The sequence below is a fragment of the Dyadobacter sp. HNCC25DJ185 genome (assembly GCF_056895195.1).
On record NZ_JBXHAR010000005.1, the window covers coordinates 554,688 to 569,607 of the forward strand.

Annotated in this window: 10 protein-coding genes; 1 reads left to right on the forward strand and 9 read right to left on the reverse strand. The window is 50.1% G+C overall.

Annotated features, from left to right (window positions below; genetic code table 11):
- Positions 1-46: 46 nt before the first annotated feature.
- From AC1XUF_RS17195 to AC1XUF_RS17235, 9 genes are all read right to left on the reverse strand, one after another.
- Positions 47-805 carry an SDR family NAD(P)-dependent oxidoreductase gene (locus AC1XUF_RS17195; protein WP_483343053.1) on the reverse strand — a complete coding sequence of 253 codons (759 nt, stop codon included), beginning with the start codon at positions 803-805 and terminating at the stop codon, positions 47-49.
- The gene (locus tag AC1XUF_RS17200; protein WP_483343054.1) at positions 802-1,719 is read right to left on the reverse strand and encodes a hypothetical protein; all 918 of its coding nucleotides are present in this window, start codon (positions 1,717-1,719) and stop codon (positions 802-804) included. Before AC1XUF_RS17200 ends, AC1XUF_RS17195 begins: the two co-directional genes overlap by 4 nt.
- Positions 1,716-2,501 carry a PIG-L deacetylase family protein gene (locus AC1XUF_RS17205; protein WP_483343055.1) on the reverse strand — a complete coding sequence of 262 codons (786 nt, stop codon included), beginning with the start codon at positions 2,499-2,501 and terminating at the stop codon, positions 1,716-1,718. Before AC1XUF_RS17205 ends, AC1XUF_RS17200 begins: the two co-directional genes overlap by 4 nt.
- A gap of 16 nt (positions 2,502-2,517) precedes the next feature.
- Positions 2,518-4,140, reverse strand: a complete 1,623-nt coding sequence (locus tag AC1XUF_RS17210; RefSeq protein ID WP_483343056.1) for a sodium:solute symporter family transporter — start codon at positions 4,138-4,140, stop codon at positions 2,518-2,520.
- A gap of 50 nt (positions 4,141-4,190) precedes the next feature.
- Positions 4,191-5,819, reverse strand: coding sequence for a hypothetical protein (locus tag AC1XUF_RS17215; protein WP_483343057.1), 1,629 nt, complete (start codon positions 5,817-5,819; stop codon positions 4,191-4,193).
- Positions 5,819-7,462 carry a RagB/SusD family nutrient uptake outer membrane protein gene (locus AC1XUF_RS17220; RefSeq protein WP_483343058.1) on the reverse strand — a complete coding sequence of 548 codons (1,644 nt, stop codon included), beginning with the start codon at positions 7,460-7,462 and terminating at the stop codon, positions 5,819-5,821. The genes AC1XUF_RS17215 and AC1XUF_RS17220 overlap by 1 nt, the downstream gene beginning before the upstream one ends.
- 13 nt (positions 7,463-7,475) lie before the next feature.
- On the reverse strand, positions 7,476-10,937 hold the full coding sequence (locus AC1XUF_RS17225) for a TonB-dependent receptor (RefSeq protein WP_483343059.1): 3,462 nt from the start codon (positions 10,935-10,937) through the stop codon (positions 7,476-7,478).
- A 176-nt stretch (positions 10,938-11,113) separates the two neighbouring features.
- Positions 11,114-12,193 (reverse strand): FecR family protein, encoded by a 1,080-nt coding sequence (locus AC1XUF_RS17230; protein ID WP_483343060.1) that lies wholly within the window; start codon positions 12,191-12,193, stop codon positions 11,114-11,116.
- Between the two features lie 120 nt (positions 12,194-12,313).
- Positions 12,314-12,931, reverse strand: a complete 618-nt coding sequence (locus AC1XUF_RS17235; protein WP_483343061.1) for an RNA polymerase sigma factor — start codon at positions 12,929-12,931, stop codon at positions 12,314-12,316.
- 360 nt (positions 12,932-13,291) lie between these two features.
- On the opposite strand from AC1XUF_RS17235, the gene AC1XUF_RS17240 reads away from it, so the two are divergent.
- Entirely contained in the window at positions 13,292-14,818 is a 1,527-nt protein-coding gene (locus tag AC1XUF_RS17240) for a redoxin domain-containing protein (protein ID WP_483343062.1), read from the forward strand.
- Positions 14,819-14,920 lie beyond the last annotated feature (102 nt).

Sequence of the window (14,920 nt, forward strand, 5' to 3'; positions counted from 1 at the left end):
AGAAAAGTGTTAAGGATTGGAAAATAGGTTAAAAGTTTAGAAATAGTTAAAACGTGATCGTCAGGCCCCCGTCGACGGTGAGCACCTGGCCGGTGATATAGGAGGCATCTTTGCCAGCCAGGAAAAAAACGACGCCTGCAATCTCCTCTGGATAGGCCGCACGGCGTAACGGCAGGTGGTTGCCTTCGATGTAGTTGTCGCGGAACCATTGCGTATGCAGCTCATTTTCCCCGTCCGTAACGGACATGGGCGTATCCACAAATCCGGGCGCCACTGCATTGACGAGGATGCCGCGATCGGCCAGTTCGAGGGCCATCGCGCGACAGAACTGGTTAATGGCCGCCTTGGCCATCGAGTAACTGCTGCCGTATTGCTCGGCTCTTTCCCCGTGTATGGAAGTGATGTGGATGATCCGGCCGGGGCCGGACATCAGGCCAATGCCCATCCGGGATATCAGCAAACAGCCGTCGACCATGATGTCGAATATCCGGCGCCATTGCTGCGGCTCCATGCTGAGCAGGTCGGTCCGGCCAGATACGCCGGCGCAGTTGACCAACGCATCCAGTCCGCCCCATTTTTCCAGTATCAGCGCTCCCAATCGGGATACCGTGCCTGGCTCGGCATAACTGCCGGCAAACATCAGATGGTGATGGCCGGGAAGTTCCGCGAAAACAGCTTCGAGCTTTTCCGTTTGGATATCGTTTAAACACACATTCCACCCCTCGGCCGCGAAACGGATTGCTGTTGCTTTTCCGATACCCGACGCGGCCCCGGTAATCAGAACTTTTTTGTCAGTCATTTTCATAAAGCCGGCCGGTTTGCGCCGGCATAAATAGTCACAACGGTATCAATCTTTTCGCCGGGATGAAGTACCGTACATTGGTTCAGGTCTTTGGCCTCGTTCACGCTCACCGGCATGGCCGAAGCGGGTTCCAGGATTGCGGTATAATGGTCATTGAACTGGCCGTAAGAGGCGAAGTACCATTGATATGGAAAAACGTAGCCGTCGTACCTGTATTCAAAAAGGTGCTCGTCGTGATGGCTGACCATGCCCATCTCCGCCCTGGGGACATCGTATAAGTAGAAAAAATCCATTGTCTGATCATAGGCCGGTACTTTGGATACATCATTTGATTGCAGGTGAGGCCATGGGAATTCCTCTTCCGATTTGATCCTGCCGACTTCAGGGTCGACGGCCCTGGCTTTTGCGGCGCTGCTGACGACCCTATCACCTTCGGCAATTTGTACGGCCGCATGCAGTTTCCAGAGAAAGTGCCTGGTACTGTTTGAGTCGTTCCTGATTTTGTAGCTCATCCGTATGACAGGCTCCTCCGAAGGAAGGGATAGTGTTTTTTTGTAATAAAGCTTGCTCAATGGCAAGAGCCCGAACACGGAGATGTTATTTTCATTGATTTCAAATTCCAAAGGAGCGGTCCATAACTCGCCGTGATCCGGGTAGGCAATGGAATCTACGGTTTCGGGGATATCATTGGGGATCAGCTCATCGATACCACCCCAGAAGTTCGAGTCGTAATCCGCACCGGCCTGGTTTTCGGCCAGGTTCAGGTTTTCATTGTGCCAGAGAAATTCCTTTTTCAAATCTTTATTGTAAACACTGACGATCCTGCCGCCCAATTGAGGAGCGATTTCAAACGCAATATGCTCATTCTCCGCCCGAATGATCAGGACACCGCCGCGGTAGGTTAAGTCTGTTTTCATCCCAGGATCGTTTCGGTTTCTTTGCGTACAAACACCAGTTCGCCCAATTCCGCCAACAGCAAATTGTCGGCCGGGTAACTGAACCCCAGATGCTGACGGAATCCTTCCGCATAGTCGCGGCCTATTTTCTGTCCGGCTTTTGCGGAAAACTCCTTCATCGAAAGGACAAACTCATCCAGCCCGGAAATCTGTCTGAGCCAATCCCGCTGACTTTTGTGACATTTCAGCATCTCCTCTTTAAATGGCATCACCCGGGTGATATCAACGTGAATGGTGGAAAAGATTTCCCTTCCCAAAATGTCTTTGTTGTGAGTAGGTTCGCAATAATACAAGTGAGGTACCGGCGAGAAAGCTTCAACACCTTCAATAGGAATATTGGGAATGCCGGCAGCGATGCAGGCAGTCTGCATTACTTTACTTGTGATCTCGTGATCGACAATATAATCCGACGGGCTGGCCGTAAAAACGACCGACGGCCTCACTTTCCTGACCAGCTCAATGGCCTTCATTAGGGTTGGCCGATCGTAGGCAATAAAAATATCTTCACATTCCAGACAGTAATAGGTCGCGTTGATCAGTGCCGCGGAATTGGCTGCCTCCGCACGCCTTATTGCACTGATTTCCTCCGGACCCATCACCGTAGAGCCCGCCTGGCCGGGTGTCATCGTTGCCATCACGATCTGCCATCCTCTTTCCGCCAGTAACGTTAAGGTGCCTGCGCATACAAATTCCGCATCATCAGGATGCGCGATCACGCAAAGTGCTGTTTTATTTTGTTCCATTTCAGAATTCAATTTTTTACCACCACATATAATAAATCACGGCATATACGACTGCCATGACACCCCACCACAGCCAGGCCGATTGCCAGAGCGGCCGGTCGGGCTCGTTTTCGGGTACTTTTAAAAGTTTGATATTCCAGAGCATGCTCCGGATTTCCTCAACATTACGGGGCTTGGTTACCAGGCTCACGGCAATCAGAATCACCGAGCAGAAGAGTTGGGTAATGCCGCCGGTCACATAGAAATTCGTGAGACTGTACTCCGCGATCGTTTCGGAGGAAAAGAGGGCAGGGATGATGGCAAGCTGTATCAATGCCCCCAATGGTATGCCGATGATCATGACGGTCAATGCGGCAGCTGGGGTAGCTCTTTTCCAGAATATCCCAAACAGAAAACAGGTCGCGACCGGGACCGCCAAATAAGTGGATGCTGCCTGGAAATAGATAAAAATGCCGCCAAAGTTTTCGATCACCGGCGCATACAGGATGCTGAACACCATCAGGCCCAATGTAGTGAAAATCCCTACCCGCACGAGCTTCCTGTCGCCCGCCTCTTTATTGATCCATTTTTTGTAAACATCATAAGTGAACAATGTGGAAATGGAGTTAAGAAAGGCGGCCGTGGTAGACATCACCGTAGCCAGCGTACCGATCAGGATCAGCCCTTTCAGTCCCTCCGGGATCAGGTTTTTGATCAGCATCGGGTACACATTATCGATCTCGTCCGGCAACACCCGGTATTCGCTATGGCCCGTAAAAGCAAGTGCCCGCGCGACCATGCCGGGAAAGATTTCAATAAAAGGGCGGATCAAAACAAAGCCGGCCGCGAGGATAATCGCCATCCGTACGTCCCATTCGGACCTGGCGCCCAAACCCCGCTGCACAAGTGCCTGGTTGATGCAGGAATAGAAAAGCTGCAAATTGAAGAGGGCAAAAAGCACGGCATGCCAGGGCATCACCGGCGTGTCTGTGGGCTGCATGAGATGGAAGCCCCCCGGCGCAAACTCTTTCACATCAGCCCATCCGTGAGGCAGTTTCATATAGCCCAGTATGAACAGGACCGCACCGGCTGTGAGTACCAGAAAAAAATCGAAGACAGCCGCATTCATCACGAATTTCATGCCCCCGTACATGGTGTACAGCCCGGCGAATGTGCCCAGGATCAGTACGCCCAGCCAGATCGGTACGCCATATATTCCCTGAAAAAGCTTCGCGCCGCCATATAACACCACCGAAAGGTTCAGCAGGATGTAGCTGATCAGCAATAGGACGCTGAAAATGTGCTGGCTTTGCACACTGAACCTCAAGCCCAGGTATTGGGGCATGGTGACGATGTTGTTGCGGAGATAAATCGGGAAGAAGCAAAAAATGAGTGCGCTGTAAACAAAAATGGCGATCAGGTAAGAATTGACGAGTGGCAAGCCTACCATATAACCCATACCGTTCATCCCCACGAGCTGTTCGGGATTCAGCCCGGAAGACACATAGGCCGCAGCGATCGCCCAGAATGGGAGCGTGCCTTTAGACACGAAATAATTGGCAGCGGTGCCTTTCTTCCCCCGCCCCGACCACAGGCCCACTCCGAGGATCAGGACAAAGTAGCCCACGATCGTCAGGACGTCAATAGTACTGGCAGACATAAATAATAATTTAAAAAAATGAGTGTTTCAGGAATGCTATTGCAGGAATGCTATTCGAGACTAATTTTTAGAGACCCCATTGGGGCAAACGTTTCCGCATAGGTATTGCGGTGGTCATGCACGGTCAGTTTTTGCGGCTTGTCTGATAAATTCCAGACGATCACACACTTCGCGCCGGGATACCACGCGCAAACGCAAGGCGATTCTTCAATCACGTAAGGTATTTTGGACGACTGCAAATGGGGCAGGATGGTCTTTCTCCATTTCCAGAGCGCAGTCAGATCTTCTTCCTGGCGGGTTATCTGGATATTGTTTCTCAAAATCGCATCGGGCCGCGCCACGAGATAGGGGAGCCGGTCGTCTTTGGTAACCTGGGCACAATCTTCATTGCTGACAAACACCCAGCCGTCCCCTGTGTTTTTGAGATCATCAATCATTTCAAAAGGCACACCCAGTGCTAGCCACAAAGAATAAGGCTGATCGCGGCCTACAAACCTGGACATTTCGCCCCAGTAGTGTTTCAGGGGTCCTTTTAACGAATGCCCTGCAACCGCCCTGTGAAGCGCCTTTTGTTTCGTGATAGCCGGCCCGAAAGTACTCCAGTAGCTATCCGGCAGCGGAACCAATCCACTCATGAAAGTGGTATGGCGGACGTCTGCAATCGTGGAAATCGTAAGCTTTGCAGCCATATTTTCGGCAGAAACGGCATCGGCGGGAAAAGCGGTGGTTTCGCTCCAGGCATATTCAGGTGCAATGAACCTCCGGTGGAAGAGCACGCTGAAAAGTTCATCGGTCCAGCCTTTGGGTTTTGACAATCCGGTGTCCGTGAAATGCGCTTCCCCCACTCTGATCGGTACGTTTTTATAATCCGAAAACCGTATACCTGCCTTTTCAGAACACAGGTACATGGCCATGAAACCCAACCCCGCGCCAAAGCCTCGCTGCTGGATTTTGAAGGATTCAGTGAGCAGATCACATTGCCAGTTTACCCATGCTTTTACCAGAGGGGTCAGTTGCCGGTTTTTGATATCTTCCACCAGCTTTTTCCATGAATCTGCTGCATATCCGCCTTTTTCGATAAAAAGCTGTTGGTTGGCGTCATTGTAATTCCCGCCGATGGTACCTGGCGCGCGGGCAATTCGGAAGTCATCGTCCAGGATACATTCGGGAAATCCCATCTCCCTCAACTCCTTCAATGCAATCGCATTTTCCCGATTGGCCAATGTGCTCACCGTCGTTCCCGCATACAGTTTGCCTTCGATATCGATACTTCTGCCCCAACTGTCAGGCGAAATGAGCGGGAATTCCTTATCTCTCGGGTTCAATGCGTCGCCCGGATGGCCAAACGGCAGGGTGATTGCGGCCGCTTCCATACCGCTGTCCAGGATTGATTTCCTTGCTTTTTTCAGTTTCTCCTTGTCCCAGGGCCAGTAACCGTAAAAGTACGTCGCCAGCCACACGCGGTTCACACCAGCGTCCGCCACCATTTTCAGCATTCCCGGATTTTCAAGAATGGCATCAGCCGTAAGGCAGACTGAAAAATCACGTTTATCTTTCGCCGGTCCTGAGAGATCGAAGACATCCGAAATTCCGGATGCAAATACCGGCAGGAACAAGCCTGCTACTCCCGTCTTGATAAATTCGCGACGGGAGGCAGGGGTAAGTGAGGTTACTGACATCAATAATTAGGATTTTGTACCAGCTTCGGATTGGTGTCCAGCGCCGACTGCGGGATCGGGAAGACGTAGTTTTTGTTGGCGTAGAATGTCCTGGCACCGCCCGGAATCGTCACAGGTTTATAAACCCGCTTGCCGTTTTCAGTGGATATCGCCATACCATGCAGCTGACCGTTTAATTTGACTTCCGCAATTTTCAGGCGGATCAGGTCGTACCAGCGTTTTTCTTCGAGACTCAGCTCAACCCGGCGTTCCCGCTGAATCGCAGTGCGCATTTGCGCCTGGGTAAGTCCGGCCGCAAGGGCAGGCAAGGCAACCCGTGCCCGGACCTGGTTCAAGGCGGAGTAAACGGATTCGTCGGGACCCACTGCTTCATTCTGTGCTTCCGCATAGCTCAGCAATATTTCGGCATAGCGGAAAATGATGAAATGAGCGCTGTTAAGGTTGTTGTCGATAAATGCGTAAGCAGGGTCCATGCCTTTCCTGAAATAATAGCCGGTATTGGTCGCTTCGCTTTTTTCGTTCAGGTCAATTTCGTTCTTGCTTCCCTCGCCGAGGCGCGTCACGATCTCAGAACCCAGCCAGGTGGAACCATCGTACACGATGTCCTTGTAAAAACGCTGCTCACGGTTCGCATAAGGATTTTGCGGATCATAACCCGATTTCGGATCGGAGATCGGCAAGCCATTTGCCATCGCATATTCATCGACCAGCTCCTGCGTAGGGTTCACGCCGGCGAATGCACGCGCAATTCCGTTCACGTAGCTGGGTGCCTGCAGGGCGGTTTTTTGATTTCCCAATACCGTTCCGCCGAGATAAACCTTGTCGAAAATCACTTCTGAATTGTTATTGTTGGCTTCGAGGAACATGGTTCCATAGTCGGGAAACAGCTTGTATTGGTTCAGATCGATGATGCTTTTGTTCGTCTGGGCGGCGGCAAGCCATTTTGACTTATCGCCAGTCGGGTTGTGCAGCGGACTGGCGGCGAACAATTCGCACCATCCTTTCAGCGCCAGCGCGGCCCCTTTTGTAACACGTCCGGCCTGGGCGCCTTTCAGCGGGAGGTCCTGCGCAATGGCAGCGCATTCGTCGGTGATAAACTTGAAGGTCTCCTCGAATGTATTGTTGGGTTTGTAAATTCCGTCACCCTGTTCGCTCAGGCTAAGTACCTCGTTGATGATCGGAACATTTCCATGAGCAGCCCACAGCAGCATATGAAAATACGCTCTCAGGTACCTTGCTTCCGCCAGACGCAGCTTTTTCCAGGCATCGGGCAGGGTCGATTCCGTTACGCCCTTGATGAACACATTGGTTTTACGGATACTGCTGTAGTTGTCCCACTGGCTCGGCCCGTTGCTCGCCGTGTAGCCCGAATTGGCATAGGTTGCCGCGCTGAACCTGCCGGCAATCCCGTTGATGGAATTGTCCGAGAAGTTTTCCCAGGGATCGGGGCTGTTAAACGGTGCAGGTATGGCGCCGTAAATATTGTTCAGGAACAGGTCGGCATTTTCGGTTGTTTGCCAAAGGGTCTGATCCGAAACCTGGTCGGTGGGGGTGACCTCCAGGAATTGATCGCAGGACGACAATGTGATCGCCATGATCAGAAAAAGTATCTCCTTTCTCAGCTTAAATGCGATTGATTTCATGATGATACAGGGTTTAGAATGTAAGGTTAACACCGATGGAAATCACTTTTTGATTGGGGTAGCTCCATCCGTTGGTCGGTGCGCCGGAATCGTTCGGGCCAATTTCTGGATCGTAATATTTGAGCTTGCTCCACGTCAGCACATTCTGTCCCGAGACATAAATACGGGCATTCTGCAGCTTGATTTTTTCAATAATCGATGTCGGGATCGTGTAGGAAAGCGTCATGCTTTTCAGGCGGAGATATGCGGCATTACCCATCCAGAATGAGGATGTCTGCAGGTTGTTGGTTGTGGGTGCATTGGTGATGCGCGGATTTTTTGCATTCGGGTTTTCCGGTGTCCAATAATCCAGGTTATGCACGTATGGCCGCATGGTGTTGGCAAAAGGCATCACAGCAAAAGCCTGATAGTACCAGTTGGTTTTGGCCGCGCCCTGAAAAAGCAGGTCCAGGCCGAGTCCTTTGTAATGTACTGACGGTGAAAGTCCGTAGATAATCCGCGGTGAGGCCACGGGGTTACCAATTTTGGTAATATCATTGTCATCGATCTTGCCATCATTGTTCAAATCGGCATACCGGATATCGCCGGGCGCTACTTTGCCCCAGGGCTGCACCGCGATGCCTGGTTTCAGATTACCGCTCTCGTCAAAATCATTCACCTGGAAAAATCCCAGTGATTGAAAGCCAAACTGTGTTCCCAGCGGCCGACCGGTTACCCGGCGATTGGGGTTGTTGTAGGTCACCGGGGTTTCAAATACTTTCAGCAGCTTGTTTTTGGCATAGGTAATGTTAGCGCCCAATGACACCCGCAAATCGCTCGTTACCCGGTAGTTGGAACCGATGGCCAGTTCGATACCACGGTTGCTCATCACACCTTGGTTTACCTGGCTCAGCCCGATGCCATATTCCTTCGGAACGATCACGTCCGGCGTTACCAGCATATTGGAACGCTTCTCGTAAAAATAATCTGCCTCCAGGTTGATAAACCCTTTGAACAAAGTGGCTTCCAGACCGATGTCCGTTTTCTTGCCCCGCTCCCAGGTAATGTTACGGTTGGGTTCTGCGCGCTCGCTTACACCCTGTACGGCATTGTTGTCAAAGGCATATGCGGTACCCACCACATTATAAGTGCTCAAATATTGAAATGCGCTGCCGGCCAGCGAACCCACCTGTCCGTAAGATGCACGGAGTTTCAGATTGTCAATCCAGCGGATATTGTCTTTGATAAAATGCTCTTCCGACAACCGCCATCCCGCCGAGAATGCAGGGAAAAAGCCATACCTGTTTTGTGGCGCGAAATAATAGCTCCCGTCGTAACGGCCGCTGGCTTCGAATAAATATTTGTCATTGTAGTCGTAGGTAACACGGTACACCAGGCCCATTTGCCTGCCCGAGGTAGACGATCCGCTCGTGGTCATATCCGCCTGAGCAGAGCTTCCCATGTTGATCTCAGGCACCGTGAGGTTGTAGTTGGTACGTGCGGCACCGAGTCCGAACGTCCGGTTTGCTTTGGCTTCAAAAACGCCCAGGAAGCCCAAATTATGTCTGCCAAAAGTCCGGTTGTAGTTCAGGCTGGCCTGATAGGTAAGTTGCTGAGCACGGCTGTAGGATTGCGCCAGAGAAGGCTTCACCGCGCCGAAAATACCATCGGTAATCACGTAGGGATGTTTTGTCGTGTCAACCGTGGCGACGTGCATGGGGATTTTCCAAAGCTTCGATTCCGAAAAGCTGGGGTCATACGCGACGGTACCTTTCAGAGAAAGCCCCATGATGAAAGGCAGCTGCTGTTCGATGGTCATCTGCGAATAGATGGAAGTACCGTTGTTTTTTTCATAGCCACTTGCAAACAAAGCTGCCATGACATGGCTTCCGTACATCCCGTTGCTGAATACCAGGGGGCCAAATCCCAGGTGGGCAAATCCGGCCAGCTCAAAAATCCGGCCGGTTCTGTGGGTAGTTCCCGAACTTTGGTCCGAGGGTGGATAGGTCGATTGTTGCACGATCCCGTTTAGTCCAAATGATATTTTGGTCGTTTTGGTGGCCTGCGCGTCCAGGTTCAGGGATAAATTATACCGGCTTGTACTGGTGGTTTTCCACATTCCCTTTTGGTTCTGATAACCGACACTGGTGAAGAATTTAATCTTGTCTGTCCCGCCGGAATATTGCAGGTTGTGGGTGGTAATCACCGCATTCTTGTCAATCACCGCATCCCAGACATCGTGTTCAGGATAGCCGTCCGGATCCGAATGATCTTTGTACTTCTGTAGCTGGCCTTCGGAAAAAGGCAGCGGCAACCCGGCATTCTTTGCAGCAGCATTTCTCAATGTTGCTTCCTGAAATGAATTGGCATAATCGGGCAATGATAGCGGGTTTTGAAAACCGATGTATCCGGAGTAGGAAAGCGTAGGATTACCGGCTTTTCCCCTTTTTGTGGTTACAAGCACCACACCATTTGCACCGGCGACACCATAGGGGGCCACTGCTGCGGCATCTTTCAAAATAGTGAACGATTCAATGGTATTAGGATCCAGCAGCTGGAAACTTCTAGGGATATTATCCACGATCAGCAGTGGCTGGTTGTTGCCTGTGGAGGAAATACCGCGGATAAAAATGTTAGATCCGTCCTTACCCGGCTCACCCGAGTTCTGTTTGACGATTACCCCCGCAATGCGTCCGCCCAGACCGTTACTCAGGTTGGAGATGGGTGTTTCTGCAATGTCGCCGCCTTTTAATGTCCCTACCGCAGCGGTGACAGAGGTCTTCTTTTGGGTACCATAACCCACCACCACCACTTCGCCCAGGGCTTTTATATCTGATTTCAATACGACATCGAGCGAGCTTGCATTGCCGGCGGGCAATTCCTGGCTTTCATAACCCACAAAACTGAAAATCAGGATGGCCGAGTTGTCGGGTACCACGATCTGGTAATGGCCTTCCGCGTCGGTGGTCATACCTCGCGAAGTTCCCTTGATGATAATGCTCACACCCGGCAGGCCCGCTCCATCTACGTCCTTTACGGTGCCCTTAACGGTGATGTCTGCCGCCCGGAGGGAAGTTTTTTCAATGACATCTTTTTCGGTGTTGAAACCTGTGGGCTGTGCATCGCTCCCGACCATTTTCCGGCTCAGGATAATCTGGTTATTCCGGATAACCTTGTACTGTATACGTCTTGGGGCCAGGACATGCCTGAGCACCTCGTCGAGCGTTTCATTTTTGAATTCGAAATTGAGCCGTTCTTCCGTGGAGACGACATCTTTCTGATAGGAGAAAATGACATCCACCTCCTTTTCAAGGCTCTTCAGAAAGGCTTTTAACGTGCCATCCCGGACCGTAAGGGTCACTCTTTCTTTGAGCAGCTCCTGCGAGAAAGCCGGTGCTGCAAGGCTGTTCCCGACCAGGATACAGGCAATAACAAGTTGAACAGAAGTGATCTTCATAATCCTGAAAACCTCTTTTCTAGTACATAAAATTTTCATACTTTTGACTGAGTTTGTTTTTCAAAAGACAAAACTGATTGTCCAATAGCCTTCCAGGCATTGGCGGAAGGAAGGGGATGTCGCCACATCCTTTTCCTTTTTTTTTGGGCATTGTTGCGGAATAGGTTACTTCATAGGCAGGTGGGTTAGTCGGTAGTGGGTTCGGGTTTAGGGCATTATAAACAGCCGGTTGATTCGATGATAATCTGAGCGTCTATTTCCTTGTGCGTCGCACCGATGGTCTGACAGACTACATCGAGCTTGTCATTCAGGGATTCGTTGCCGAAAATGGTGCTGATAATGCAGGAAGCCAGGATCTCTTTATTGTAAATGATCTTGACGCCGTATAATTCTTCAAGTTCCTGCAACACCTGTCCCACGGGAACTTCTTCAAACCGCTTTTTCTGGTCGGCAGCCTGTGGTACCAGAGGGACGGGCCTGTCAGAAAGATGCTTGGAAAGAAGTTCATTTTCGCGGTCAAAAACAGCCTTTTGGTTGGGCAGCAGAACAACACCCTTTGTTTCGCCGTCCAGTTGCCTCTGGCTGAACACCGATACCTGGCCCGTAAGCACATTGACGCTGGCATGACGTTCCCCGTCAAAGGACTTAATTGTAAAACTTGTGCCCAATACTTTGGTTGTCAATTCATTAGAGTATACCAGGAAAGGCTTTTGAGGGTTCTTCGTCACTTCGAAAAATGCTTCACCACTCAGAAAGGTTTCACGAACACCCGAAGCGAAATGGACCGGATAACTTAGTCTGCTGTTTTTTTGTAAGGTGACCATCGTGCCATCTTCCAGTTTCACATGCATCGGACTTTCAGAAGTATTCACCCTTTCGGTCATCTCGTACTTTTCCCTAGCTTCGGCTACCAGGTCTTTGTAGCTGGTAGCGTGCCCGAATTTGCCGTTGAGCAGTAGCCAGCCCATTCCGGCGAACACAAAAATAACCGCTGCCCATTTTAACCAGCCTGTGTTCCTCTGTTTTTCCATCGGCCATTCGAAAACTGAATCCTGCAATTGAATTTCTCCCTGGATACGTCTCAAAACCCGGTCTTCATCCAAATCCAGTGTCTTATTTCCTTCTTCGTAGTTCAACTGACAAATGATCACGCGCGCTTTCTCGATCAAGACGGCACGGGACGGAAATAACTGCCTCACCTGCTGCCAGTAAGCATCTTCCTTTCCTGTCAATGCCCATTGAACAAAAGAGTCGTCATTCAGAAAATCCTGTAAATCAAAATTGCTGTAATCCATGGATATAGTGCAAGTCCCTAATTATACAGAGACAAGCTTTTTTTTAAAATAACCCATGGGCGTAAATTATTTTTTCAGATGCAAAGTGTACCCGCCTGAATAGGGGAAACAGGCCGTTTTTCAGGCAAGAGGGAAGCCGGAGGGAGCGCAGAATAGCAGCACGGAGATGAACTTAAGCGTAAGCCGAAGAACCGTGTAAGCCTTAAAAAGCATATTGGAAGCAGCTTGCTTGTTGATGCCCATGATCTGGGCGATCTGGTCGAGGCTCATGCCATGATAAAACCGCAGGTTGATCGCCTCCTGCTGCCGGGGGCTGAGGTTGGCAATCGCATACCTTACTTTCTGGACCTGGTCCAGTGCACCTTCGTCGTCGATGATTTGCTGCTCGGATGAAAGGGAAACAAGGTGGTCAAGGAAATCGTCCATATTTTCGGACTGATCAAAAATATCATGGTGCGTATTACGCATCAGCTGGTTCCGTAATGCGCGCAGCAGATAAAACTTGGGGCTCTCTACATGCCCGAGATTGCCGAGTTGCTCCCTGCGCCTCCACAGCGATACAAAAAGATCCTGGACGGCATCTTCCAGTAAGAGGACGTCGCAAGTAAACCTGGACCCATAGTTGGCCAGGGTTTTGAAATAATACCTGTAGATCAATACAAAAGCTTCTTTATCACCATTTTTAAAGGATTGCCAAAGCTCTGCTTCCTTCAACTTATCGAGTGGGTTATCAGACATCAGCTGATCAAAAAGATAATTGCGAAAGACGACAATATTATAAATTTTTCTATTAAAAAAATGCAAATGGCATGATTAATCATCGCCGATTTTGATTTTCAGTGATAGGATCGTGCGTGGCGGTTCACGGCGGTTTTTGGATTTTTACAATGGCACCCGTACCAGACGATTGCGGCCGGGGAAACGGGAAAGTGGGTACGGCAGGCATTTCAGGTAGTAATTCATCACGCCGTTCTTTATGCAGAAGGAAATCAGAAGGCCCCTAAGCTTTTTCTGGCAAGGGCGAACCCAATATCGGCTTCTAACAAACATAGCGGCGGAATGTGACCGCTGCTTTTTATGGATTCAACAAAACCAAAGATGAAGACAGCCAATTTTAAGTGCGTGCTATATGCGATTTTGATGCTGGTCGTCAGTGCTTGCGTGCAGGTTGTGGCCCAAACGCCGACGAGAATGGGCCCGGCCTCCGCCGAAGTAATTGAAAAAGCCCTGGTTGCAGTGGAAGCCGATCTGAATAGCCTGAAAGCCCATAGAGCCTATATTTTCGCGATGGGCATGAAAAATCCACTTCTTTGGGACCAATATGAAGTATGGATGAAGAGGTATCCCGAAAATGTGAATATTCCATTAGCCATCGGAACAGTTTATTATAAAGCTTTAATGCCGCAGCCGAAAGATTTTCTGCTGAGAGCAGCTGCACTGGACCCGAAAAACGCTGAAATATGGTATATGCTTGGCGTAGATGCAGATATGAGGGCGCAAAGCGATTTGTTTACAGCCTATTTTGGAAAGGCAGCATCAGCGGACCCCTCAAATGCCGGTTATGCATTTGGTTATCTCAAATCCTTAGAGAGCGCCGATCCGGATACTTACAAGGAGAAAGTAGTCGATTTTGTGGCGCGCTTCCCGGCAGACGAACGTGGCGCGCAGGCACTTTTCGAGTTGGGCAGCCGCGCCACAGATCTCAATGAGCAGATTCATTATCTCGAAGAACTTCGCAGACTGTTCCCCCCGCAAAAATTTGGGTCGTCCGCATCCGGCATGGTAAGATTGGCGGACGCCTATCTGCAGACAGATCCCGGAAAGGCATTGATGCTCATCGACGAAATGGGTACGGCGGGCGAGTGGAAGAGCAGAAGGCAAATGGCCGTATCATTGATTGAGATTGGCCAATTGGAAAAAGACCATCAATATTCAGCTGCCATTATCAAGCTTGACCAGGTCAAACTTCCCAGCTTCAGCTTTACCAAAGACCTGATACCATTGAAAAAAGCATCGTTAATGGAAAAGTCAGGCAATGTTAAGGGTGCTTATGACAGCCTGTCTGTCAGATTTGCGAAACTACCCACTGACCCGCTTTCCAGCGCGCTGGAATCGTACGGGAAGAAAATCGGTAAAGAAAAAAAACAGATCGATCAAGACATTGAAATGATCAGGATTGGAGCAGCTGTTCCTGCCTATCCATTTGAATTGGGCCTTTATACCAGTAATGACACGCTGAAATTGGCCTCCCTGAAGGGCAAAGTGGTCCTGCTCACGATCTGGTTTCCGGGCTGCGCTCCCTGCCGCGAGGAATTCCCTCATTTTCAAACTGTGGTCGATACATTCAAAAACGACAGTCTGGTATACATCGGCGTCAACATACTGCCTTCGCAGGATGGTTTCGTACTCCCTTTTATGAAAAACACCCGGTATTCTTTCATTCCAGTGCGGGGCAATGCATCCTATGCCGAACAAAAGTTCGGTGTATCGGGCGCGCCTGAGAATTTTGTAATTGACAAGGAAGGGAGGATCATTTTCAGAGATTTTCGGATTGACGGCACCAATCACCGCACGCTGGAGTTGATGATCTCTTCATTGCTGGGGGAAGGAGGAGCTAAGCGATAATTTCAAAGCAAACCATGCATGCCATCGTAGGGCAGGGATTTACCATTTAATGTAGCCTGACAGGCGCATATCTCAATATTGCGAAAATTTAGGATTCTCCGC